General features: G+C 73.9%; 22 protein-coding genes. 12 read left to right on the top strand and 10 right to left on the bottom strand.

Annotated elements, in window-relative coordinates; genetic code table 11:
* The first annotated feature begins 144 nt into the window (after positions 1 to 144).
* The 10 genes from EIZ62_RS02060 to EIZ62_RS02015 all read left to right on the top strand — a co-directional run bounded on the left by EIZ62_RS02060 (position 145) and on the right by EIZ62_RS02015 (position 9,868).
* Entirely contained in the window at positions 145 to 1,113 is a 969-nt protein-coding gene (locus EIZ62_RS02060) for an NADPH:quinone oxidoreductase family protein (protein ID WP_156690991.1), read from the top strand.
* Entirely contained in the window at positions 1,110 to 2,291 is a 1,182-nt protein-coding gene (locus tag EIZ62_RS02055; RefSeq protein ID WP_156690990.1) for an acyl-CoA dehydrogenase family protein, read from the top strand. The genes EIZ62_RS02060 and EIZ62_RS02055 overlap by 4 nt, the downstream gene beginning before the upstream one ends.
* Positions 2,270 to 3,397, top strand: coding sequence for an acyl-CoA dehydrogenase family protein (locus tag EIZ62_RS02050; protein ID WP_244375374.1), 1,128 nt, complete (start codon positions 2,270 to 2,272; stop codon positions 3,395 to 3,397). The genes EIZ62_RS02055 and EIZ62_RS02050 overlap by 22 nt, the downstream gene beginning before the upstream one ends.
* 109 nt (positions 3,398 to 3,506) lie before the next feature.
* Positions 3,507 to 5,102, top strand: a complete 1,596-nt coding sequence (locus tag EIZ62_RS02045; RefSeq protein ID WP_156690989.1) for an ABC transporter substrate-binding protein — start codon at positions 3,507 to 3,509, stop codon at positions 5,100 to 5,102.
* An 83-nt stretch (positions 5,103 to 5,185) separates the two neighbouring features.
* A complete protein-coding gene (locus EIZ62_RS02040) occupies positions 5,186 to 6,151 on the top strand; it encodes an ABC transporter permease (RefSeq protein WP_156690988.1) in 966 nt (321 codons plus the stop codon).
* The gene (locus tag EIZ62_RS02035; protein WP_156690987.1) at positions 6,144 to 7,010 is read left to right on the top strand and encodes an ABC transporter permease; all 867 of its coding nucleotides are present in this window, start codon (positions 6,144 to 6,146) and stop codon (positions 7,008 to 7,010) included. The genes EIZ62_RS02040 and EIZ62_RS02035 overlap by 8 nt, the downstream gene beginning before the upstream one ends.
* A 50-nt stretch (positions 7,011 to 7,060) precedes the next feature.
* Positions 7,061 to 7,960: an ABC transporter ATP-binding protein gene (locus EIZ62_RS02030; RefSeq protein ID WP_156696156.1), complete on the top strand. Its 900-nt coding sequence runs from the start codon at positions 7,061 to 7,063 to the stop codon at positions 7,958 to 7,960.
* Positions 7,953 to 8,618, top strand: a complete 666-nt coding sequence (locus tag EIZ62_RS02025) for an ABC transporter ATP-binding protein (protein ID WP_156690986.1) — start codon at positions 7,953 to 7,955, stop codon at positions 8,616 to 8,618. The genes EIZ62_RS02030 and EIZ62_RS02025 overlap by 8 nt, the downstream gene beginning before the upstream one ends.
* Positions 8,619 to 8,646: 28 nt before the next feature.
* The gene (locus tag EIZ62_RS02020) at positions 8,647 to 9,513 is read left to right on the top strand and encodes a GAF and ANTAR domain-containing protein (protein WP_156690985.1); all 867 of its coding nucleotides are present in this window, start codon (positions 8,647 to 8,649) and stop codon (positions 9,511 to 9,513) included.
* Between the two features lie 160 nt (positions 9,514 to 9,673).
* Positions 9,674 to 9,868, top strand: coding sequence for a hypothetical protein (locus EIZ62_RS02015; RefSeq protein ID WP_156690984.1), 195 nt, complete (start codon positions 9,674 to 9,676; stop codon positions 9,866 to 9,868).
* A gap of 86 nt (positions 9,869 to 9,954) precedes the next feature.
* Here the strand turns inward: EIZ62_RS02015 and EIZ62_RS02010 are convergent, their stop codons facing one another.
* The 10 genes from EIZ62_RS02010 to EIZ62_RS01965 all read right to left on the bottom strand — a co-directional run bounded on the left by EIZ62_RS02010 (position 9,955) and on the right by EIZ62_RS01965 (position 19,984).
* A complete protein-coding gene (locus EIZ62_RS02010) occupies positions 9,955 to 11,136 on the bottom strand; it encodes a phosphodiester glycosidase family protein (RefSeq protein ID WP_156696155.1) in 1,182 nt (393 codons plus the stop codon).
* 214 nt (positions 11,137 to 11,350) lie between these two features.
* On the bottom strand, positions 11,351 to 12,178 hold the full coding sequence (locus EIZ62_RS02005) for an AAC(3) family N-acetyltransferase (protein WP_156690983.1): 828 nt from the start codon (positions 12,176 to 12,178) through the stop codon (positions 11,351 to 11,353).
* Between the two features lie 121 nt (positions 12,179 to 12,299).
* Positions 12,300 to 12,890, bottom strand: coding sequence for a GTP-binding protein (locus EIZ62_RS02000; RefSeq protein WP_156690982.1), 591 nt, complete (start codon positions 12,888 to 12,890; stop codon positions 12,300 to 12,302).
* Positions 12,877 to 13,242 carry a DUF742 domain-containing protein gene (locus EIZ62_RS01995; protein WP_156690981.1) on the bottom strand — a complete coding sequence of 122 codons (366 nt, stop codon included), beginning with the start codon at positions 13,240 to 13,242 and terminating at the stop codon, positions 12,877 to 12,879. The genes EIZ62_RS02000 and EIZ62_RS01995 overlap by 14 nt, the downstream gene beginning before the upstream one ends.
* Positions 13,242 to 13,646: a roadblock/LC7 domain-containing protein gene (locus EIZ62_RS01990; RefSeq protein ID WP_156690980.1), complete on the bottom strand. Its 405-nt coding sequence runs from the start codon at positions 13,644 to 13,646 to the stop codon at positions 13,242 to 13,244. The genes EIZ62_RS01995 and EIZ62_RS01990 overlap by 1 nt, the downstream gene beginning before the upstream one ends.
* Positions 13,643 to 15,937 (bottom strand): sensor histidine kinase, encoded by a 2,295-nt coding sequence (locus EIZ62_RS01985; RefSeq protein ID WP_244375373.1) that lies wholly within the window; start codon positions 15,935 to 15,937, stop codon positions 13,643 to 13,645. Before EIZ62_RS01985 ends, EIZ62_RS01990 begins: the two co-directional genes overlap by 4 nt.
* Positions 15,938 to 16,252: 315 nt before the next feature.
* Positions 16,253 to 17,893 (bottom strand): phosphoglucomutase (alpha-D-glucose-1,6-bisphosphate-dependent), encoded by a 1,641-nt coding sequence (gene pgm / locus EIZ62_RS01980; RefSeq protein ID WP_156690978.1) that lies wholly within the window; start codon positions 17,891 to 17,893, stop codon positions 16,253 to 16,255.
* A 201-nt stretch (positions 17,894 to 18,094) separates the two neighbouring features.
* Positions 18,095 to 18,955 (bottom strand): oxygenase MpaB family protein, encoded by an 861-nt coding sequence (locus EIZ62_RS01975; protein ID WP_156690977.1) that lies wholly within the window; start codon positions 18,953 to 18,955, stop codon positions 18,095 to 18,097.
* A gap of 45 nt (positions 18,956 to 19,000) precedes the next feature.
* Entirely contained in the window at positions 19,001 to 19,477 is a 477-nt protein-coding gene (locus EIZ62_RS01970) for a CBS domain-containing protein (protein ID WP_156690976.1), read from the bottom strand.
* 117 nt (positions 19,478 to 19,594) lie between these two features.
* Positions 19,595 to 19,984 (bottom strand): DUF5997 family protein, encoded by a 390-nt coding sequence (locus EIZ62_RS01965; protein ID WP_156690975.1) that lies wholly within the window; start codon positions 19,982 to 19,984, stop codon positions 19,595 to 19,597.
* Between the two features lie 57 nt (positions 19,985 to 20,041).
* On the opposite strand from EIZ62_RS01965, the gene EIZ62_RS01960 reads away from it, so the two are divergent.
* Entirely contained in the window at positions 20,042 to 20,827 is a 786-nt protein-coding gene (locus EIZ62_RS01960; protein ID WP_156690974.1) for a LysR family substrate-binding domain-containing protein, read from the top strand.
* Positions 20,828 to 20,986: 159 nt separating this feature from the next.
* Entirely contained in the window at positions 20,987 to 22,255 is a 1,269-nt protein-coding gene (locus tag EIZ62_RS01955) for a glycoside hydrolase family 16 protein (RefSeq protein ID WP_156690973.1), read from the top strand.
* The last annotated feature ends 89 nt before the right edge of the window (positions 22,256 to 22,344 follow it).

Below are 22,344 nucleotides of genomic sequence, written 5' to 3'. Positions count from 1 at the left end.
GGGGCGGGCGGTCCGGCAGCGCGCCCGGATGTCCGGGAGCTGTTCCCTCGGGGCAAGCGACCGCTTAGTATGCCCCTCAGTGTGTCCCGGCCGCGGACGGGCGCGGCCCGGCGCGGTACTGCCCGACTCTTGTGGAGGCCCTCGATGCAGGCATGGCGAGTACACCGGAACGGCGAGCCGGGCGAGGTGATGCGGCGCGAAGAGGTGGACCGGCCCGCTCCCGGTGCCGGACAGCTCCTGCTGGAGGTCCGGGCGGCGAACATCAACTTCCCCGACGCGCTGCTGTGCCGGGGCCACTACCAGGTGCGGCCGCCGCTGCCCTTCACCCCGGGCGTGGAGGTCTGCGGCCTGACCGAGGACGGCAGGCGCGTGATCGCCACGCCCGCCCTGCCGCACGGAGGGCTGGCCGAGTACGTCGTCGCCGACGAGGCGGCGGTCCTGCCGGCGCCCGAGGCCCTCGACGACGCCGAGGCCGCCGCCCTGCACATCGGCTACCAGACCGGCTGGTTCGGACTGCACCGCAGGGCGGGGCTGAGGGAGGGCGAGACGCTCCTCGTCCACGCCGCGGCGGGCGGCGTCGGCAGCGCGGCCGTCCAGCTCGGCAAGGCCGCCGGGGCCACGGTCATCGGCGTCGTCGGCGGCGCGGAGAAGGCCGCCGTCGCGCGCGGGCTCGGCTGCGACGTCGTCATCGACCGGCGTACCGACGACATCGTCGCGGCCGTGAAGGAGGCGACCGGGGGCCGGGGCGCCGACGTCGTCTACGACCCGGTCGGCGGCGACGCGTACGCCAAGTCCGCCAAGTGCGTCGCCTTCGAGGGGCGGATCGTGGTCGTGGGCTTCGCCAGCGGCGACATCCCTTCCCCCGCCCTCAACCACGCCCTGGTCAAGAACTACTCGATCGTGGGCCTGCACTGGGGCCTGTACAACCAGCGGGACCCCGGGGCGATCCGCCGCTGCCACGACACGCTGACCGCGTACGCCACCAAGGGGCTGATCAAGCCGCTGATCAGCGAGCGCGTCCCCTTCCAGGACGCCGCGGCCGCCGTCCAGCGCGTCGCCGACGGCACGACCACCGGCCGCCTGGTCGTCGTACCGGAAGGAGCCGGGAAGTGACCGACGCCGCCGAACTGCGGGCCCGCGCACAAGAGTTGCTGAAGGCCCACCCGCCCGCCACCACCGGCCGCACCGACTTCCTGAAGGCCCGCTTCGACGCCGGCCTGGCCTGGGTGCACTACCCGGCCGGCCTCGGCGGGCTCGACGCCCCCCGCTCGCTCCAGGTGGTCGTCGACGCCGAGCTGGCGGCCGCCGGAGCCCCCGACAACGACCCGCGTCGCATCGGCATCGGCCTCGGCATGGCGGCCCCGACGATCCTCGCGTACGGCACCGAGGAGCAGAAGGAGCGCTTCCTGCGCCCCCTGTGGGTGGGGGAGGAGGTCTGGTGCCAGCTGTTCAGCGAACCGGGCGCCGGCTCCGACCTCGCGGCCCTCGGCACCCGGGCCGTCCGGGACGGCGACACCTGGGTCGTCAACGGCCAGAAGGTGTGGACGTCCAGCGCCCACGTCGCCCGCTGGGCCATCCTCGTCGCCCGCACCGACCCCGGGCTGCCCAAGCACCGGGGCATCACCTACTTCCTGTGCGACATGACCGACCCCGGCGTCGAGGTGCGCCCGCTGCGCCAGATCACCGGGGAGGCCGAGTTCAACGAGGTCTTCCTCACCGGCGTGCGCATCCCCGACGCCCACCGGCTCGGCGAGGTCGGCGACGGCTGGAAGGTCGCCCAGACCACCCTCATGAACGAGCGGGTGTCCATCGGCGGTATGCGCATCCCGCGCGAGGGCGGCATGATCGGGCCCGTCTCCCGGACCTGGCGCGAACGCCCCTCCCTGCGCACCCACGACCTCCACCAGCGCCTGCTCGACCTGTGGGTGGACGCAGAGGTCGCCCGGCTCACCGGCGAGCGGCTCCGCCAGCAGCTCGTCGCGGGCCGGCCCGGACCCGAGGGCAGCGGCATGAAGCTCGCCTTCGCCCGCCTCAACCAGGAGATCAGCGGCCTGGAGGTGGAACTCCTCGGCGAGGACGGGCTGCTGTACGACGACTGGACGATGCGCCGCCCCGAACTCGTCGACTTCACCGGCCGCGACGCCGGCTACCGCTACCTCCGCTCCAAAGGCAACTCCATCGAGGGCGGTACCAGCGAAGTGCTGCTGAACATCGTCGCGGAACGCGTCCTGGGCCTGCCCCCCGAGCCGCGCAACGACAAGGACGTCGCATGGAAGGACCTGACGCGATGACGGACCTGCCCGACCAGCCGGACCTGCTGTACTCCGAGGCCGAGGGCGACCTGCGCGCCGCCGTGCGCTCCCTGCTCGCCGACCGCGCCGCCCCCGCGGAACTGCCGGGCCGCGTGGAGGGCGACGGACGCCACGACCCGGCCCTGTGGACCGCGCTCGCCGCCGGCATCGGCGCGGCCGGGCTGCTCGTCCCCGAGAAGCTCGGCGGCCAGGGCGCCTCCCACCGGGAGGCCGCCGTGGTGCTGGAGGAGCTCGGGCGCGCCGTGACTCCGGTCCCGTACCTCACCAGCTCCGTCGTCGCGACCGAGACGCTGCTCGCGGCCCGGGCCGGCGACGTGGCCGGTGACCCGGCCGGCGACCTGATCGGCGAGCTGGCCGCCGGGCGCAAGGTCGCGGTCCTGGCCGTCCCGCTGTCCGCCGGGCCCGGACACGAGCCGGCCACCACCGGCCCGGTCACCGGGGTGGCCGACGCCGTCCACGCCGACGTGCTGCTGGTGGTGCGCCCCGACGGGCTGTACGCGGTCGACCCGGCCGGCGCCACGATCGCACCGCGGACCCCGCTGGACCTGACCCGCCCGCTCGCCACCGTGACCGCCGACGGCGGCGGCACCCGCCTCGCCGGCCCCGCCACCGCCCGCGAGGCGGTGCGCCGCGGACTGCTCGCCGGCGCCGGACTGCTCGCCTCCGAGCAGCTCGGGCTGGCCGAGTGGTGTCTGGAGGAGACGGTCCGCCACACCCGCGAGCGCCACCAGTTCAACCGGCCGGTCGGCTCCTTCCAGGCGCTCAAGCACCGCATGGCGCAGCTGTGGCTGGAGGTGGTCAACGCCCGTGCCGTCGCCCGGAACGCGGCCGCGGCACTCGCCTCCGGCAGCCCCGAGGCGCCGCTCGCGGTGGCGGTCGCCCAGGTCTACTGCTCGCGCGTCGCGGTGCACGCCGCCGAGGAGTGCGTCCAGCTCCACGGCGGCATCGGGATGACCTGGGAGCACCCCTCTCACCTCTATCTGAAGCGGGCGAAAGCGGACCAGATCGCCCTGGGGTCGGCGGGGTCGCACAAGGACGACCTGGCCCGCCTCGTGGATCTGCCCGGCCCGGTGGCCGCCGGGTAAGGACCGCAAGAGGAACCCACCCTTCTACATGCTGTTTAATGGCGACGCGTCAATTGCGAATCAGTCGCAACAGCAGTTGATCTTCACCAGTCACGAGGGGTGTGGAACCATGACCGCCCGATCCATACGCGGCATGGCCGCCGCCACGCTGGCCGGAGCCCTGGCCATCACCGCGGCGGCCTGCTCGGCCCCCGGCTCCGACGGCAAGGGCGCCGCGGCCGGGGACAGCGCGGTCGTCGGCATCGCGTACGAGCCCGAGTCGCTCAGCCCGCTCCTCGGCTACGGCAAGGACGGCAACTCCAAGATCTTCGACGGACTGCTCGCCTTCGACGGCGACATGGAGCTGAGGCCCGCCCTCGCCGTCGCGCTGCCGAAGGTCAGCCCCGACGGACTGACGTACACCTACCAGCTCCGCGAGGGCGTGAAGTTCAGCGACGGCAAGCCCTTCTCGGCCAAGGACGTCGTCTTCACCTACCGCACCATCCTCGACAAGCAGACGAACAACGCCTCCAAGAGCGAGCTCGACGCCCTCAAGGACGTCAAGGCGACAGGTGACCACACCGTCGTCTTCACCCTGAAGTACCCCTACGCGGCCTTCGCCGAGCGCACCGTCCTCGGCATCGCCCCCGAGCACGTCGCGGCCCGCCAGGACGTCAACAGCGGCCCCTTCACCACCAAGCCCGTCGGCACCGGACCGTACGTCCTGACCGGCTGGTCCAAGGGCGAGAAGCTCAGCTTCACGGCCAACCCGGACTACTGGGGCGGCGCGCCCAAGGTGAAGAAGTTCACCATGGCGATCATCAAGGACGACGACGTCCGCGCCACCCGGCTGCGCTCCGGCGACCTCGACGGCGCGATCCTCCCGCCGAACCTCGCCAAGGGCTTCAAGGGCGAGAGCGGGAAGAAGACCTACGAGGCCACCACCTACGACTACCGCCTGGTGACCCTCCCGACCCACAACAAGGTCACCGGCGACACCGCGATCCGCCGCGCCCTCGACGTCGCCGTCGACCGCCGGACCATGGTCGACAAGATCCTCGAAGGCGCCGGCAAACCCGCCTACGGCCCGGTCCCCACCGGCAGCGAGTGGTTCACCAAGGGCACCGAGCGCCCGCACGACCTCGCCGCGGCCAAGAAGGTCCTGGACGCCGCCGGCTGGAAGCCCGGCCCCGACGGCATCCGCGTCAAGGACGGCGTCCGCGCCACCTTCCCCCTCTGGTACCTCTCCGGCGACAAGCTCCGCCAGGACCACGCCCTCGCCTACGCCTCCGACGCCAAGAAGGCCGGCATCGACGTCAGGACCCAGGCCGGCACCTGGGAGGTCATCGAACCGCGCATGAAGCAGGACGCGGTCCTCGCGGGCGGCGGCTCACCCGGCGATCCCGACTTCGACCAGTACCTGCTGCTGAAGTCCTCCCTCGGCGGCGACGGCTTCAACAACATGGGCTGGTACGACAACCCGGCCGTCGACAAGGCCCTCGAAACGGGCCGCCGGACCAACGACAAGGCCGCCCGCAAGGCCGCCTACGACACCGTCCAGCGGGAACTGTCCAAGAACCCCGGCTACACCTTCCTCACCCACATCGACCACGTGTACGTCGTGAACGACGCCTGGACGGGCCTGTCCACCCAGGTCGAGCCGCACGACCACGGCCTGGCCTCCGGCCCCTGGTGGAACGTCGAGAACTGGGTTCCCAAGAAGTGACGCCCGCGACGCCCGTGACGCCGGTGAGCCCGGCGCCACCTGCGGCACCCCGGAAGACCGGCCGCCCGCTCCCGTGGGTGCCGATGGCCAGGATGGCGGGACGGCGGGCCCTGTTCGCCGTCCCCGTCCTCCTGGTGGTGACCTTCGCGGTCTTCGCCGTCGCCGCGGCCAGCCCGTTCGACCCCGTCAAGGCGTACGCCGGCACCGCCGGGCTCACCGCCTCCCAGGAGAACCTCGACCAGCTGCGCGCCAACCTCGGCGTCGACCAGCCGCTCGCCGAGCGCTGGTGGACCTGGCTGACCTCCGCCCTCACCGGCGACCTCGGCGACTCCAGCGTCATGCGCCAGCCCGTCGCCGACGTCATCGCCGAACGCATCGGCTGGTCGGCGCTGCTCGCCGCCACCGCCTTCGCCGTCGCCATCCTGCTCGGCACGGCACTGGGCGTCCTGGCCGCCCGCCGCCGGGGCGGCTGGCTCGACCGGTCCGTCAGCTCAGCCGCGTACACCCTGGAGGCCGCCCCCGCCTTCTGGCTCGGGCTGCTCGCCATCTGGTTCTTCGCCCTGGAGCTGGGCGTCCTGCCGGCCGGCGGGCTCACCGACACGGCCAGCGAGACGGTCACCTTCGCCCAGGTCGCCTCGCACCTGGTGCTCCCCGCGCTCGTCCTCGGCGTCTCCCAACTGCCCTGGTTCTTCCTGTACGTCCGCCAGGGCGTCGCCGACGCGCTCGACGAGGACCCGGTACGCGGCGCACGCGCGCGTGGCCTGAACGAACGCACCGTCCTCCTCGGCCACGCCCTGCGGTCCGGCATGCTGCCGATGCTCACGCTCATCGGCTCGCGCGTGCCCGAACTCATCACCGGCGCCCTGCTCGTGGAGACCGTGTTCAGCTGGCCCGGCATCGCCGCCGCCACCGTGCAGGCCGCGACCTCCGTCGACTTCCCGCTGCTCGCTGCGCTGACCGTGCTCGCCACCGCCGCCGTGCTGCTCGGCAACCTGCTGTCCGACCTGCTGTACGGACTCGCCGACCCCAGAGTGGGCTTCGATGGCTGACCTCGCCTGGCGCTCCCACGGGCGCACCCGCCGCTCGACGCGCACCGTCCGGGTCTCCGTGTCCGCCGTGATCGTCGCGGCCGTCGCCCTCGCCGTGCTGCTCGTACCGCCGCTGGTCCAGCTCGACCAGCAGGCCGTCGACCTGTCGCGAAAACTCCTGCCGCCCTCCTGGCAGCACCCCTTCGGGACCGACGACGTCGGCCGCGACCTGCTGCTGCGCTGCGTCTACGGCCTGCGCGTCTCGCTCCTCGTCGGCCTGGTCGCGGCGCTCGTCGCCACCGTCATCGGGACGGCCGTCGGCGCCGCCGCGGCGGCCTTCGGCGGCTGGACCGACCGGCTCGTCATGCGGCTCGTCGACACCTTCTCGTCCGTGCCGCACCTGCTGCTCGGCATCTTCATCGTGGCCATGTTCCGCCCCGGCGTCTGGCCGGTGATCGTGTCCGTCGCGCTCACCCACTGGCTGTCCACGGCGCGGATCGTCCGCTCCGAGGTGCTGTCGCTGCGCTCGCGCCCGTACATCGACGCGGCCGTCTCCGGCGGGGCCTCCCGGTGGCGGGTGACGGTCCGCCACCTGCTGCCGGCGGTGCTGCCGCAGGCCGGCCTCGCCGCCGTGCTCATGGTGCCGCACGCCATGTGGCACGAGTCGGCGCTGTCCTTCCTCGGCCTGGGGCTCCCCGCCCACCAGGCGAGCCTCGGCAACCTGGTCCAGTCGGCCCGCGGTTCCCTGCTGGCCGGCGACTGGTGGCCGACGCTCTTCCCGGGCCTGTTTCTGATCATCCCCACGCTGGCCATCGCCGGGCTCGCCGGCGCCTGGCGGGAACGGATCAACCCCCGCCGCCGATCGGAGCTGATGCTGTGACTCCCGATCCGCCCGTCCTCTCCGTACGCGACCTGTCCGTACGCTTCCGGATGCGCGGCGGCCGGCACGTCGCCGCCGTCAGCGGGGCGAGCTTCGACCTGGTGGCGGGGGAGTGCCTCGCCCTCGTCGGCGAGAGCGGCTGCGGCAAGTCCGTCCTCGCCTCCGCGCTCCTCGGGCTCCTGCCCGGCAACGCCCAGACCGCCGGTACGGCGACGATCGACGGCATCGACCTGCTCACCGCCGGCGAGCGCACCCTGGCGCGCACCGTACGGGGCCGGCGCGTCGGCCTGGTCCCGCAGTCGCCCGCCGCCCACCTCACCCCCGTACGCACCGTCCGGGCCCAGCTCGAGGAAACCCTCCGCGAGCTGACCACCACCCCCCGGGCGGCCCTGCGCGCCGCAGCGGTGGCCGCGGCCGAACGCGCCGCCTTCCCGCCCGCCCTGCTGGACCACTACCCGCACGAGCTGTCCGGCGGCCAGGCGCAGCGCGCCGCCACCGCCCTCGCCCTCATCGGCGACGCCCCGCTGCTCCTCGCCGACGAGCCGACCACCGGCCTCGACCGCGACCTCGTCGACCGCACCGTCGACGAACTGCGCCGCCACGCCGACGACGGCCGCGCCCTGCTGATGATCACCCACGACCTGGCGGCCGCCGAGCGGATCGCCGACCGCGTCGCCGTGATGTACGCGGGCCGGATCGTCGAGCTGTCCCGGGCCGACCGGTTCTTCGGCGACCCCGGGCCCCGCCACCCCTACGCCCGCGGTCTGCTCGCCGCCCTACCGGAACGCGACTTCACCCCCATCCCGGGCATGCCGCCCGAACTGGGCGCCCTCCCGGACGGCTGCGCCTTCGCCGCGCGCTGCGACCGCGCGGACGACACCTGCGGGGCCGTGCCGCGCTTCGAGGACGGCGTCGCCTGCCACCACAGCGAGGAGACGGTCCGTGCTTGAACTGGACGCCATCACCGCCGGGTACGACCCCCGCACCCCCGTCTTCCGCGGCGCCTCCCTGACCGTCGGGCCCGGCGAGGCCGTCGGGCTGCTCGGCCCCAGCGGCTGCGGCAAGTCCACCCTCGCGCGGGTCGCCGCCCTGCTGCACCGGCCGGACGCGGGCCGGGTCGTCGTGGACGGCCGGCAGGTGCGCGGCTGGCGCCACCGCGCGCCCCGGGAGCTGCGTACCGCCATCGGCGTCGTGTTCCAGCAGCCCCGCCTGTCCGCCGACCCGCGCCTGCGGCTGCGCGACCTGATCGCCGAGCCGCTGCGGGCGACCGGCCGCCGGGACGAGGCCGAGACGCGGACACCTGAACTGGCCGCGACGGTCGGCCTCACCGACGACCTCCTCGGCCGGCGCCCGCACGAGGTCAGTGACGGCCAGCTGCAGCGCGCCTGCCTCGCCCGCGCCCTGAGCCTGCGCCCCCGCTGGCTGGTCTGCGACGAGATGACCGCGATGCTCGACGCCTCGACCACCGCCGCCCTGGTCGCCGCCGTCGAGACGTACCGCCGCGAGCACGGGGCCGGACTCCTCGCCGTCGGCCACGACCGCGTGCTCCTGGAACGCTGGTGCGACCGGACCGTGCAGTGGGCCGATTGCGCACCCGGAGGGGTGTGACGTCCCCGGTCGTGGGCAGGTGCGCCCCATGACCGATACGTTCGACGCCGGTGCGCTCGAGGCGGACGGGACCCTGGCGGAGCTGGCGCGCCTGCGCGAACAGGTCCGTCACCTCCAGGCCCGCGCCCGCAACCGCCCCCTGATCGCGGAGGCGCAGGGCATCCTCAGGGAGCGGTACCGGCTGGAGGACGCCGAGGCCGCCTTCGCCCTGATGCAGCTCTCCTCACAGCGCTTCAACGTCAGGGTGCGCACCCTCGCCGAAGCCGTGGTCCGGCTGGAGCGCCCCGACGAGCGGGCGGACCGCTGGTTCCCCGGCCGCGTCCGGCACCCGGCACCGGCGCTCGACGCCCTGGGCATCGGCGACGCCGCCCACGCCCACCGGGGCGCCGTGCTGTCCACCGTCCTGTCGCAGACGCTGGCCGTCGCCGGCACCGACATGGGCAACGTCCAGCTCGGCGACCACGCCACGGGCGGCCTGTGGATGGAGAAGCACACCGGTCTCGGCGACGACTTCGTCACCTACTTCGACTTCGTCGGCCCGGACGGCACGTCCTGCGCCCAGGCCGCCAAGGACATGGCGCAGGTGACCGTCCGCGACGTCGCCACCGCCCCGGTGTTCAGCGAGGGCGCCCGCCGGACGATCCTGCACGCGGGCAGCCGGTCCTGCCACAGCGTGCCGCTGGTCACCGGCGACCGGTGCCTGGGCATGGTCTCGGCCCACTTCGACCGCCCCATCGACGAGCTCCACCCCGCCCAGCTCCAGACGCTCGAGTACACCGGCCGTCAGGTCGGGCGCTGGCTGGAGTGGTACGACCGCACGGTCGTACTCGACGCCCTGGAGTACCTGCACCTGGCGGCCCGGCACCCCGGCATGACCCGGGCCCGCCGCCGCTGACCGTTCCGTCCGTTTCCTCCGCACCCACGACGAGTAACGGGTCACGGCCCGGCAATACCCGTTCGGCCGACACGCCGTACGTCCGGACGGCGCCCCCGCTCCGCCAGACTGGCCGCCGAATGCCGCACAAAAGGTGCGGACTGGCCGAGGAGGGTGACGGATGGCCGTATCCATTTCCGTGGTGGTGCTGCTGCTGATCCTGGCGGTGGTCTTTCTGCGCAACGGCGGGCTGAAGGTCTCGCACGCCCTGGTGTGCGGCCTGCTCGGCTTCTTCCTCGCCAGCACCAGCCTCGCGCCCACCATCTACAACGGCGTCTCCGCCACCGCGGACGTCGTCAGCAACTTCAAGCCCTAGGTCGTGTCCGTAAAGTCTCGCCTGGCCCGTGACGCCCTGCACGCACCCCGCCCTCCGGGCGGACGCCGATACTTTCCGGACACTCCCTAGCCCCCGGCCCCTACGAACACCCCGATGCCGTTCGCCACGGCCCGCTGGGCGCCGCCGCTGGGATGGTTGAGCACGCTCACCCTCGCCGCGCCCTCCTCCCGGGCCACCAGCGTGGACGAGCCGCCACCGTCCAGGTTGACGGCGTCCGACGCGCCCAGGTCCCGCATCGCGTCCGCCACCTCGGCGACCGTCAGGCCGCTGCGGAACCCGGGCGACCCGTCCAGCGCGAGCAGCAGCAGCCACCGCCCGCCGTCCTTCACGCCCGCCGCCGTCCGTACCGCCGGTGTCACCTTGTCCATCCCGCTCAGCGGCGCCCCGTCCCGCAGCACCGGGAAGCCGCCCACCGCGAAGCGGTAGGGGCCGCCCGTCAGACCGTACGAGACCTTCACCCGGTCACCGACCGCCATCCGGCGCAGCTCCCGCGCCCCCGCCTCCCGGCCGACCAGCACCTCCGTACCCGGCGCGATCGAACCACGGCCGGGCTTCTCGGCAGTCGAGACCACCTGCCCGTCGCGCACCGTCACCTCATAGGTCTCGGCGCTGCACGGCGCGTCCCGCCGCGTGTCGGTGCCGCAGGTGGCGCGCACCCGGGAGGCGGCGCCCCAGTCCTCGGTGAACACGCCCACCGAACCCACCGGCAGCGCGTACTGGTTGAGCCCGCGCAGCGCGAACGCGCCCCCCTCCGACGACACCGTCCCGTCCAGCGCCAGCTCACCGATCCGGGCCGCACCGTCCTCCCCGACGCCCAGCACCTGGCGGCTGTTCGTACCCGGCGGCAGGGCGGGCCCGAACCGCTGCCCGTTCGGCACGGCGGCCTTGAGCGGGCGCCCGTCCGCGACCGCGGGGCCGACCGGCGCCCCGGTGGCCTCCACACCCGGGTGCTGGGTCTCCGACATGTGGAAGAAGTCACCGTTGACACCGCCCACGGCCCCGGCGCCGTCGGCGAGCGACGACAGTGGCGAGCGGGCCGCGACCACCCCCGGGTAGAGCAGCCCCACCGACACGCGCGCGTCGCCCAGGTCCACCGAGAGCAGGTGGGCGCGGGCGGTGCCGCGCGAGGAGGGGATGTCGAACCACCGGTACTCGACGCCCGACGCGACCGGCCGCCACACGGGCGCGGGCGCGGCGGGCGGAGCCGCGGCCAAGGAGGCGCCCAGCAGGGACGCCAGAACGAGCATCAGAAACGCACGGCCACGCAAGCCGGTCACGGTCCCCCCACGGTCCAGGGCAACTTCCTCGGGTCACGGAAGAGTTGCCCGGAGCGGACCGGCCACGAACCGCCGCATCGCGAACGAATGGGGAAACGTAGGCCATACGGGGCCCTTCGGGACGCTCCACCGCCCCGCACGGGTGCGTTTCCCGCACGGCGGCGGCCACCCGGCCGGGGGAACCTCAGCGGCACTCCGCGGCGACCGGCGTACGCGAACGGTTGCGCGCGAACCACAGCCGCGCGAAGTCCACCGCCTCGGCGACCCCCACGAGCCGGCAACCGGCCGCGCCCACCCGCCCGGTGCACACCGCGCCACCGCCGTACCGCTCCAGGTCCTCGCCCAGCGCGCCGAAGTCACCGTCGTCGAGCGCCACGTCCTCGTACTCCCACCACCGGCGCACCCCGCCGTCCGCCACCACACAGCGGTACGTGCGGCGCGGCGGGCCGGACACCCGGTACTCGCCGAGGTGGAACGCCGTGCAGCTGCCGAACCCCGCGCCCAGCAGCAGGATCCGCGCCCGCAGGTCGTACATCCGCGCGAGGGGTGAATCCTCGCCCAGGTGGCAGTCGGGGCGGTGACCGGACACCACCTTCTCGGCGTGCGGCCCCAAGGCGGCGAACGACGTCTGCGGGTGGGCGCTGCGCACCGCTCCCGGGCTCGTCCGCACGATCTCGGGCAGGACGCCGAGCCCCGCGTCGCACGGCATGGTGTCCGCGTCGTACGGCGGCATCGCCGCCCGCACGGCCGCCCGCCCCGCCGCACCGAGCCCGCGCACGCGCTCCCGGTAACCGGACGAGGTGTCCGAATTGCGTGCCGTGAACGCCGGGACCACCACCGTGCCGTCCGGCCCGAGCGCCTCCCGCACCGCCCGCAGCACCGCCCGCCCGCCACCCCGGACGGGGCCCACCGCCCGTAACGAGGCGTGCACCAGCAGGATCCCGCCGGGCTCCACGCCCAGCGCGGCGAGCTGCGCCCCGAGCTGACGTTCCGTGAGAACCCTGCCGGTCAAAGCCGCTCATTCCGTCCCGTGCTGGCCATGGACGCCCATGGTAGGGGCTCCGGCGGACGGCGTCGGCGCGATAAGCGGCCAACCGGCGTCGACGGCCGCTTTGCCGTCCCGGAGCGCGGGCTCAGGCGGGCGCCGCCGTACGGGCCCGGGCGATGACCGTGTCCAGCAGCGCGAGCAACGCGCCCCGCACGTCGGCCCGGGCACGCGCGTCGAGCATCAGGATCGGCGTGCCCGGATCGCGCAGGTGCAGGGCGGCCCTGATCTCCGCCTCCGTGTAGAGCTGTTCGCCGTGGAAGCAGTTGGCCCCCACCACGAAGGGCAGCCCCCGGCTCTCGAAGAAGTCGACGGCCGCGAAGCTGCGGTCCAGCCGGCGGGTGTCCACCAGCACGACCGCCCCGAGCGCGCCGTTCAGGAGTTCGTCCCACATGAACCAGAAGCGCTCCTGGCCCGGCGTACCGAACAGGTAGAGCACGACCCCGGCGTCGTCGAGGGTGATGCGGCCGAAGTCCATCGCCACGGTGGTCGCCGTCTTGGACTCGACGCCGTCGAGGTCGTCCACGCCGACCCCCGCGGCGGTCAGCAGTTCCTCCGTCCGCAACGGCTCGATCTCGGAGACCGTCTCCACCAGCGTGGTCTTGCCGACGCCGAACCCACCGGCGACGAGGATCTTGACGGGGGCCGCTTCCTGGGCAGGGGTGTCATATCCGGTCAAGGTTGTCCCTGATTCTCATGAGCAGGTGGACGTTGGTGGTCTCGGCCCCCTCCAGGGGCGGCCGGTGGTCGATCAGCCCGCGGTCGGCGAGTTCGCCGAGGAGGAGCGCCATGGGTGTCAGGCGCATCCCCATCCGCGCCGCGACCTCGGCGACGGCCCGCCCGCTGGGCGCCGGGCACATGGCCAGCACGGCCTGCCACTCGCTCGGCAGGCCGTCGCGGCCGTCCTCGCCGACGGCCGCCGTGATGGTGGTGTCCATCGTGAGGACGGTGTGCGGAGCGGCCGTACGGCCGTCGGTCAAGGCGTACAGCCGCGTCCTGCGACGGCTTCCACGCCGCGGCTCGTCGGGCATTACGACGTGGCGGGCTGGGTGCGCTCGGGGGTGCCCAGCCACTCGCCCAGCGCCTGCGCGGTGCGTACCGCCTCGCCGCCCAGCTCCCCGAGCCGGGCCTTGCGGGAGGTGACGACGATCAGCGTGCTGCCCTCGCCGCAACCGACGATGCACAGGTACCGGTCGTCCATCTCCACGAGCTGCCGGATCACCCGGCCGCCGTCGATCTCACGGGAGATGGCCTTCATGGTCGACGCGATGCCGGAGGACGCCGCCGCGATGCGTTCGGCCTGGGGGCGGTCCAGCAGGTACGCGCTCAGCTTGATGCCGTCGTTGGAGAGGAGCACGGCGCCCTGGATGCCCGCGATCCGGCTCAGGTTGTTGTCCAGAACGCTAAAGATCATGTCGTTCGGTGTCGTCGTCATGGCTGTTCCTGTCGGAGTTCGATTTCCACTGTCCGGGTCCCCTGTTCGTAGTCGTCCCAGGCGTCCGCGACCTCCTGGGGCGTCGCCGCGTCCGGGGCGGCCGCCGTCTCCGCCGCGCGCGGCTCGCGCAGCTGCTCGGCCATATGGGTCTGCGGAACGCGCTCGGGCAGCGCCGGGCGCGCGGCGCCGTCGCGCGCGGCGGGCAGGGCGGGCGTCGGCCGGGGCGGCGTCGCCCGGCGGACCGGCAGCGGGCCGGCCTCGCCGGTCGGGAGGGCGGCGGGAGCGGCGGCCGCCGCGGGCGCGGGGGCGACGACGGCCGTGGGCGCGGGGGCGGCCGCCGGCTCGTGCTCGCGCTCGGTCGCCACCAGCAGCCCGCGGGGGACGATCACCACCGCGGAGGTGCCGCCGTAGACGGATCGGCGCAGGGTGACGGTGGCCCCGAGCCGGTCGGCGAGGTGCCCGACCACGAAGAGGCCCAGCCGGTGCGCGTTCTCCGCCAGGACGGAGTACGGCGGCGCCGAGTGCAGCCGCCCGTTCATCTCCTCGTACCTCGCGGGCGTCACCCGCGGGCCCCGGTCCTCGATCTCGACCGACAGGCCGTCGGCCACCAGCTCGGCGCGGATGACGACCTTCGAGCGCGGCGGCGAGAACCGGGTCGCGTTGTCCAGCAGTTCGGCGAGAAGGTGGCTGATCTGGCTGATGACCCGCGGTTCCACGCTGATCTCGTCCAGCGCCTGGCGCTCGATCCGCCGGAAGTCCTCGACCTCCGCGGCGGCCTCCCGCAGCAGGTCGGCGACGCGCATGGGCTCGGTGTGCGGGTCGGGGATCTCGCCGCCCGAGAGGATGAGCAGGTTCTCGATCTGCCGCCGCATCCCCACCGTCAGCTGGTCGGACCGCATCAGCTGCGCCAACAGCGCCTCGTCGCTCCCGAACCTGTCCTGGAGCTCCTCGGTCAGGGCCAGCTGACGGCTGACCAGGTTGCCCGTCCGGGAGGCGATGCCCGAGGCGAACAGGCCGAAGCCATGACGCTCCGCCGCCAGCTGCCGGTGCCCCTCGACGGACACGGCCACGGCCCGCGCGAACGCGTCGCCGACCCGGCCCACCTCGTCCGGCTCGCCGCCCACCGAGGGCAGCGCCGCGGCGTCGACGGGCCGGCCCTGCTGGAGCCGCGCCACGACGTCCGGCAGGGTCTCCTCGGCGACGGTCACCGTGCGGTCGTGCAGCACGCGCAGCCGGCGCAGCACCGAGCGGGTGGTGAACACGACCACCACCGTGACGATCAGCAGCGCGCCGCCGCCGCCCCCGATCAGCCACGCGACCTCCGTCTCCAGCTCCGTGGCCCGGGCGTTCCCGTGGGTGAGCAGGGCCCGCGTGCGGCTGGTGTTGAGCGCGTCGAGCTGCGCCGACCACGTCCGGTGCGCGGCCGCCCAGTCGTCGATCTCCCGGGGCAGCCCCTTGCCGGCGTCGGTGTCCTCGTGGTCGGACAGGATCGCGTTCTCGACGCGGGTCTTGACCGTCCAGGGGACCGAGCCGGTGATCTCCGAGTAGCGGTCGGCGTCGGCGGTGGGCAGGAACGGCACGATCCACCGGTCGTACAGGTGGCGGTGGGCTCCGACCGCGTTGACGAAGTCGGCGAACCGGCGCGTGGACAGCTCCCTGGACGGACCGGCGAGCGCCAGGATCGTGTCCTCCTGGGCCGTCATCTCGGTGGCCGTGAACATCGTGACGACGACCCGGCTCTCCGCCGTGAGCCCGGCGTCGTCCGTGTGGCTGAACCCGTCCTGGAAGTAGCGGATCATCTGGCCGATGAGGTCGCTGTAGAAGACGACCAGGCCGTCCGCGCTGCCGATCCGCGCGTCGGCGCGCTCGCGGTGGGCGTCCAGGTCGTCGAGGCCCTTGATGACCTCCACCAGGCGCCGGTCCGACTCCTCGGTCCCCGGGCCGGCGGCCGCCGACGAGTGGCGGAACGATTCCGCGGCGGTGTCCGTGGCGGCGCGCTGGGCGCGCAGCGCCTCCTCGGGGACGTCGGTGCCCGCCCAGCGCGCGGCGGTCATCGTCCGCTCGGTCTGCATCTCCGTCATGAGGGTGTGCAGGGGCATGCCGATCCGCTCGCCCGCCGCCACGTCGTCGCGCAGGTGCCGGGACTGCGCCAGCAGCCGTTCCGCGGTCACGGCGACGTGGGTGCCCATCGCCACGGTGGGGACCAGCGCCAGCAGGATGAGCAGGGTGCGCAGGCGCACGGTGCGCGGCCGGCGGAGGACCGGCCGGGCGCGCGGACCTTCGGGTTCCATGGAAGACATCAGCCCTCGGAGCGGTGAGCGGGGACAGGCCGGCGACCCGGACCGGCACCGCCCGGGTGAGGGCGTGGGGGACGGCCGGTCCGACGCCGGTGACGCGTGCGGGTGCCGATCATAACCAGCCAAGTCGGGTGACGGAGAGGTTGCTTGTGCATGCGGAACGTGGTATTCACCGCGGGCCGCTCACGGGTACGGGAAACACGCCGGCCGGTGGTTCGGGGACGAACCACCGGCCGGAAAGGGCTACTCGGGCGGAACCGCGAAGGCCGCGACGGACTCGGGGCGGAAGGCGGTCGGGCGGTCGGGCGGTCAGGCGTTCAGCGCGGCCGAGACGACCGCGCGGGCCTCCTCCTGCACCCGGCCCAGGTGTTCGGGCCCGAGGAAGGACTCGGCGTACACCTTGTACACGTCCTCCGTGCCCGAAGGCCGCGCGGCGAACCAGGCGTTCTCCGTGGTCACCTTGATCCCGCCGATGGCCGCCCCGTTGCCGGGAGCCTCCGTCAGCACGGAGGTGACCGGCTCGCCGGCGAGGCTGCCGGCCGTCACCTGCGCGGGGGAGAGGCGGCCCAGAACGGCCTTCTCCTCCCGGGTCGCGGGCGCGTCGACCCGGGCGTACGCCGGTTCGCCGAACCGCGCGGTGAGCGACGCGTAGTGCTCACTGGGCGACCGCCCCGACACGGCCAGGATCTCCGACGCGAGCAGCGCCAGGACGATGCCGTCCTTGTCGGTGGTCCACACCGAGCCGTCCCGGCGCAGGAAGGACGCGCCCGCGGACTCCTCGCCACCGAAGCCGAGTGTTCCGCCGGCCAGCCCGTCCACGAACCACTTGAACCCGACGGGAACTTCGACCAGCGGCCGCCCGAGGTCGGCGGCCACCCGGTCGATCATCCCGGACGACACCAGGGTCTTGCCGACCCCGGCTTCGGAGGGCCACCGCTCACGGTGGCGGAACAGGTGGCCGATGGCGACGGCCAGGTAGTGGTTGGGGTTCATCAGACCGCCGTCCGGCGTCACGATCCCGTGCCGGTCGGCGTCCGCGTCGTTGCCCGTGGCGATCTGGAACCGGTCGCGCCCCTCGATCAGCGACGCCATCGCGTGCGGCGACGAGCAGTCCATCCGGATCTTCCCGTCCCAGTCCAGGGTCATGAACCGCCAGGTGGGGTCGGTCGCCGGGTTCACCACGGTCAGGTCGAGCCGGTGTTCCTCGGCGATCCGCCCCCAGTACGCGACGGAGGCGCCGCCCAGCGGGTCCGCGCCGATCCGCACGCCCGCCACCCGCACGGCGTCCAGGTCGAGCACGGACGGCAGGTCCCGCACGTACGTGCCGAGGAAGTCGTACCGCCCCGTCGTCGGGGCGGCCAGCGCCCGCGCGTACGGCAGCCGCCGCACGTCCTTGAGGCCGCCCGTGATGATCTCGTTGGCCCGCTCCTGGATCCAGCCGGTCGCCCCGGAGCCGGCCGGCCCGCCGTTCGGCGGGTTGTATTTGAACCCGCCGTCGCCCGGCGGATTGTGCGAGGGGGTGACCACCACACCGTCGGCGAGGCCCGTGGCGCGCCCCCGGTTGTGCGTGAGGATCGCGTGGGACACCGCCGGGGTCGGGGTGTAGCCGTCGGCGGCGTCCACGAGGACGGTCACCCCGTTGGCCGCGAACACCTCGACGGCGGTCACCCGGGCCGGCTCCGACAGCGCGTGGGTGTCCGCGCCGAGGAACAGCGGGCCGTCGATGCCCTGCCCGGCCCGGTACTCGCAGATCGCCTGGCTCGTCGCCGCGATGTGGTCCTCGTTGAACGCCCCGGCCAGGGACGACCCGCGGTGCCCGGACGTCCCGAAGGTGACGCGCTGGCCCGGCTCGGCCGGGTCCGGGTGCAGTGCGTAGTACGCGGTCACCAGCCGGGCCACATCGACGAGGTCCTCCGGCCGCGCCGGCCGCCCCGCGCGCTCGTTCGGCATCCGTCCACTCCTCCATGTCCGCCGGCGGTGAGTCCGCCGGCCATCGGGTCGCTGCGATCAGTACGGGGAGATGATCGCCCGCCGACCGCCTTCCGTACGACTGCCCCTCCGCGGAGGTCCGCAAGGGTGTTCCCGTGGGGCATGCCCAGCGCACGGCCGGACACCCGCCTCCCGCGGCGATTTTCCGGAAGTCGGGCCCGCTCAGGACGGCCGGGCGGGCGGCGGGGCAGAGCTCATCGCCCACCGGATCGTGCTGGTCAGCGCATGCCCGGAGGCCCGTACGACGGTCTCCTCCACCCCCGGCACCCGGGGCAGCCCGAGCTGCCGCCGCGCCCACGGCGGCAGGGTGGACACCGCGTTCGCGGCGAGCACCGCGTACGGCGGCCGGGCCACCCACGGCAGCGGCGGGCGCAGCAGGATGAACCGGGCGGCCTCCCGCGCCTCCCGCGTGGCCCGCAGCTCCGGGCGGTACGCGGCCAGCCGGGCGGCCAGCGCGGCCCGGTCGCGCGGCGGATCGACCACCCCGAGCGCGGCCGCGACCCGCGCGGTGTCGGCGACGTACGCGTCACAGCCGGCGGCGTCCAGCGGATGGGCGCCGAAGCGCTGGTGGGCGGTCAGGAAGCTGTCGACCTCGGCGACGTGCACCCAGGCCAGCAGGTGCGGATCGGCGGCGTGGTACGCCTCGCCACGAGCGGTCGTGCCCCGCACCCGCTCGTGCACCGCCCGCACCTGGTCGACCGCCCGCTGCGCGTCGTCGGCGGTGCCGTACGTCGTCATGGCGAGGAAGGTGCTGGTGCGCTGGAGGCGCCCCCACGGATCGCCCCGGTAGCCGGAGTGGGCCGCCACCGCCGCCATGGCCAGCGGGTGCAGGGACTGCAGCAACAGCGCCCGCAGCCCGCCGATGAACATCGACGCGTCGCCGTGGACGACGCGGATCGGCCGCTCGGGGCCGAACCACCGGGGCCCCGGCGTGCCGTGGATCCGGGCCCGGTTGACCGGCCCGGCCGGGCCCGCGACACGGGTGAACAGACCACGGCCCAGACGTTCCCGGAGGGTGTCCATGCGGCCAGTATCCGCCCGGCGCGGGCCGGGCGGGAGCCCCCGGAGTCAGGTGTGCGCGTCGCCGCTCCGGCCGAGCCGGACCAGGAGGTAGCGCACGAGGCGGGCGGCGGTCACGGTGCCCAGGAGCCGGACCCGGCCGTCGCCCTCGCGCTCGATCACCGCGACCAGCGGACTGTGCGTACGGGACATGAGCGCCGCGACCTCCATGGCCGTGGCGTCCGGACCGACGTACGGCGGCGGGAAGAGCCGCCGCGGCACCCACTCGGCGACCGTGAGGCCCGCCAGGCTCTCGGCGACCTCCCGGTCGTCCACGGTGGACGCCAGCAGCGGGTCGTCGACCGCGTACGCGGGGACCAGCCGTCTCAGCAGTTGCGAACCGGGCACGATGGCGTGCGGGAGTCCGTCCGCGTCCAGGACCAGCAGGGCCGGCAGCGAGTTCTCGGCGAGCAGCCGCGCCGCGTCGAGGGCGTCGTCGTCCGTGGTGACGTACGGATAGGGCTCGGCGAGATCATGTGCGCGCACTCTTCCTCACCTCACCTCACGGGCGTGACCGGGACCGGCACGCCTCCAACCTAGGCTCGTCCGGCGCGTGCCGCCCGTCGGACCGGGCGACCGGGCGGCCCCTGCCCGCGGGCTCCCTCAGGCGCCCTCCGCCTTCTTGTCCTGCTGCTCCTTGATCCGCGCCGCTTCCTTGCGGACCTCGGCCTGGACCGCGCGCTCCCGCACCAGCCACTCGGGGCTCTCCGCCTTCAGCGCCTCGATCTGCTCGGTGGTCAGCGCCTCGGTGACGCCGCCGCGGGCGAGACCGGAGATGGACACGCCCAGCTTGGCCGCGACCACCGGCCGGGGGTGCGGACCGGTGCGGCGCAGCTCCCGCAGCCACTCGGGCGGGTCGGTCTGGAGCGCGTTGAGCTCGGCGCGGGAGACGACACCCTCCTGGAATTCGGCGGGGGTGGCCTCGAGGTACACACCCAGCTTCTTCGCCGCCGTGGCGGGCTTCATCGTCTGGGTGGTCTGGTGCGACTTCATGGGTCAAGGGTATCGAGCGTGTGCACGACCTCCGACCACGACCGGTAACCTGGCGGGGTGACAGGCTCGGATGCATCCCCGTCGTTCCGGCTCGCCTACGTCCCGGGTGTGACGCCGACCAAGTGGGTGCGGATCTGGAACGAGCGACTGCCCGGCGTTCCGCTGACCCTCGTCCCGGTGTCCGCCGCCGAGGCGCCGGACGTGCTGCGGGACGGTGGCGCCGACGCCGGTCTCGTGCGGTTGCCGATCGACCGGACCGACCTGAGCGCCATCCCCCTCTATACCGAGACGACGGTCGTGGTGGTCCCGAAGGACCATCTCGTGGCGGCGGTCGAGGAGGTGTCCGCGGCGGACCTCGCCGACGACGTCGTCCTGCACCCGCTGGACGACACCCTCGGCTGGGAGCTGCCGCCGGGGCTGCCCGCGAAGGAGCGTCCCGCGACGACGGCGGACGCCGTCGAGCTGGTCGCGGCGGGGATCGGACTGCTGGTCGTGCCGCAGTCACTGGCGCGGCTGCACCACCGCAAGGACCTCACCTACCGGACGGTGACGGACGTCCCCCAGTCGCGGGTCGCGCTGTCGTGGCCGGAGGAGGAGACCACCGACCTGGTGGAGCACTTCATCGGCATCGTGCGCGGGCGGACCGTCAACAGCACCCGCGGACCGCAGGCACCGGCGCAGCGGAAGGCCGAGCGCCCGGCGAAGGGCGGAGCCGCCCGGCAGAAGCCCGCGGGCAAGAAGCCCGGCGGCACGACGCAGCGCGGCGGCTCCGGCACCACGAAGGGCGGCAGGTCCGGCAGTCCCAAGGGCGGCAGGGGCGGCAAGCCCCGCCGCCGCTCGTAGCGCCGACGGCCGGGCTGGTCCGTACCAAAGCCTTGACAGGGGCTCGGGCCACTTCTTGAATCGCGTGAAGAACCAGCCCTCGCCCAGCCGCGTCCCGTCCGATGTCATGTGCATGTCACTGACCTGGGGCCGGGTCGTCGTGTTCAGGAAGGGAGAGTCATGGACTCCCCACGGTTCCTCCGGCGCCTGCTGCCACCCCTCGTCCCCCTCCTCACCCTCGCGGCCCTCTCCACCGCCCTCGCCCCGGCGCCCCGCCCCGGAGCCGCACCGGCACCCCGCCCCGTGGCCGCACCGGCCGCCGTCACCTTCGCGGACGAGTTCGACGGGCCGGCCGGCTCCGCCGCCGACGGCGCCAAGTGGCAGACCGAGACCGGCGACAACGTCAACAACCACGAGCGCCAGTACTACACCGCCGGCAACCGCAACGCCGCGCTCGACGGGCAGGGCCACCTGGTCATCACCGCCCGCAGGGAGAACCCCGGCAACTACCAGTGCTGGTACGGGCGTTGCGAGTACACCTCCGCCCGGCTCAACACGGCCGGCCGGTTCACCACCACCTACGGCCGGGTGGAGGCGCGGATGAAGGTCCCGCGCGGGCAGGGCATGTGGCCCGCCTTCTGGATGCTGGGCAACGACATCGGCCAGATCGGCTGGCCGGCCTCCGGCGAGATCGACGTCATGGAGAACGTGGGCTTCGAGCCGTCCACCGTCCACGGCACGCTCCACGGCCCCGGATACTCCGGCTCCGGCGGCATCGGCGCCGCCCACACCCTGCCCGGCGGGCAGGCGTTCGCCGACGCCTTCCACACCTTCGCCGTCGACTGGAGCCCGGACGCGATCACCTGGTCCGTCGACGGAACCGTCTACCAGCGGCGCACCCCCGCCGACCTCGGCGGACGGAGCTGGGTCTTCAACAAGCCCTTCTTCCTCATCCTCAACCTCGCGGTGGGCGGCTACTGGCCCGGCGACCCCGACGGCAGCACCGTCTTCCCGGGCCAACTGGTCGTGGACCACGTCCGCGTCACCACCGGGGGCACCCAGCCGGGCGGCGGCCCCATCACGGGCGTGGGCGGGAAGTGCGTGGACGTGGCAGGCGCCAACACCGCCAACGGCACCCCCGTACAGCTCTACGACTGCAACGGCACCGCCGCGCAACACTGGACCGTGGGCTCCGACGGCACCCTCCGCGCCCTCGGTAAATGCCTGGACGTCTCCTCGGGCGGCACCGCCGACGGAACGCCCGTCCAGCTGTGGGACTGCAACGGCTCGGCCGCGCAGGTGTGGGCCGTTCCCCCCGCCCGGGACATCGTCAACCCGCAGGCCGACAAGTGCCTCGACGCCACCGGCGGCGGTACGGCGAACGGCACCCGGCTCCAGATCTGGACCTGCACCGGCGCGGCGAACCAGAAGTGGACCGTGCGCCGCTGACCCCGCCACCTCGCTGACCAGCGGAGATATTCGCTGTCCTCCGGTGCCTCCCGAAGGCGAGAATGCGTCATCTCGAACGGGAGGAACAC

The organism is Streptomyces ficellus, assembly GCF_009739905.1.
GTDB lineage: Bacteria > Actinomycetota > Actinomycetes > Streptomycetales > Streptomycetaceae > Streptomyces > Streptomyces ficellus_A.
Note: the sequence above shows the minus strand (reverse complement) of the source record. Positions and strands in the feature narration are given on the sequence as shown.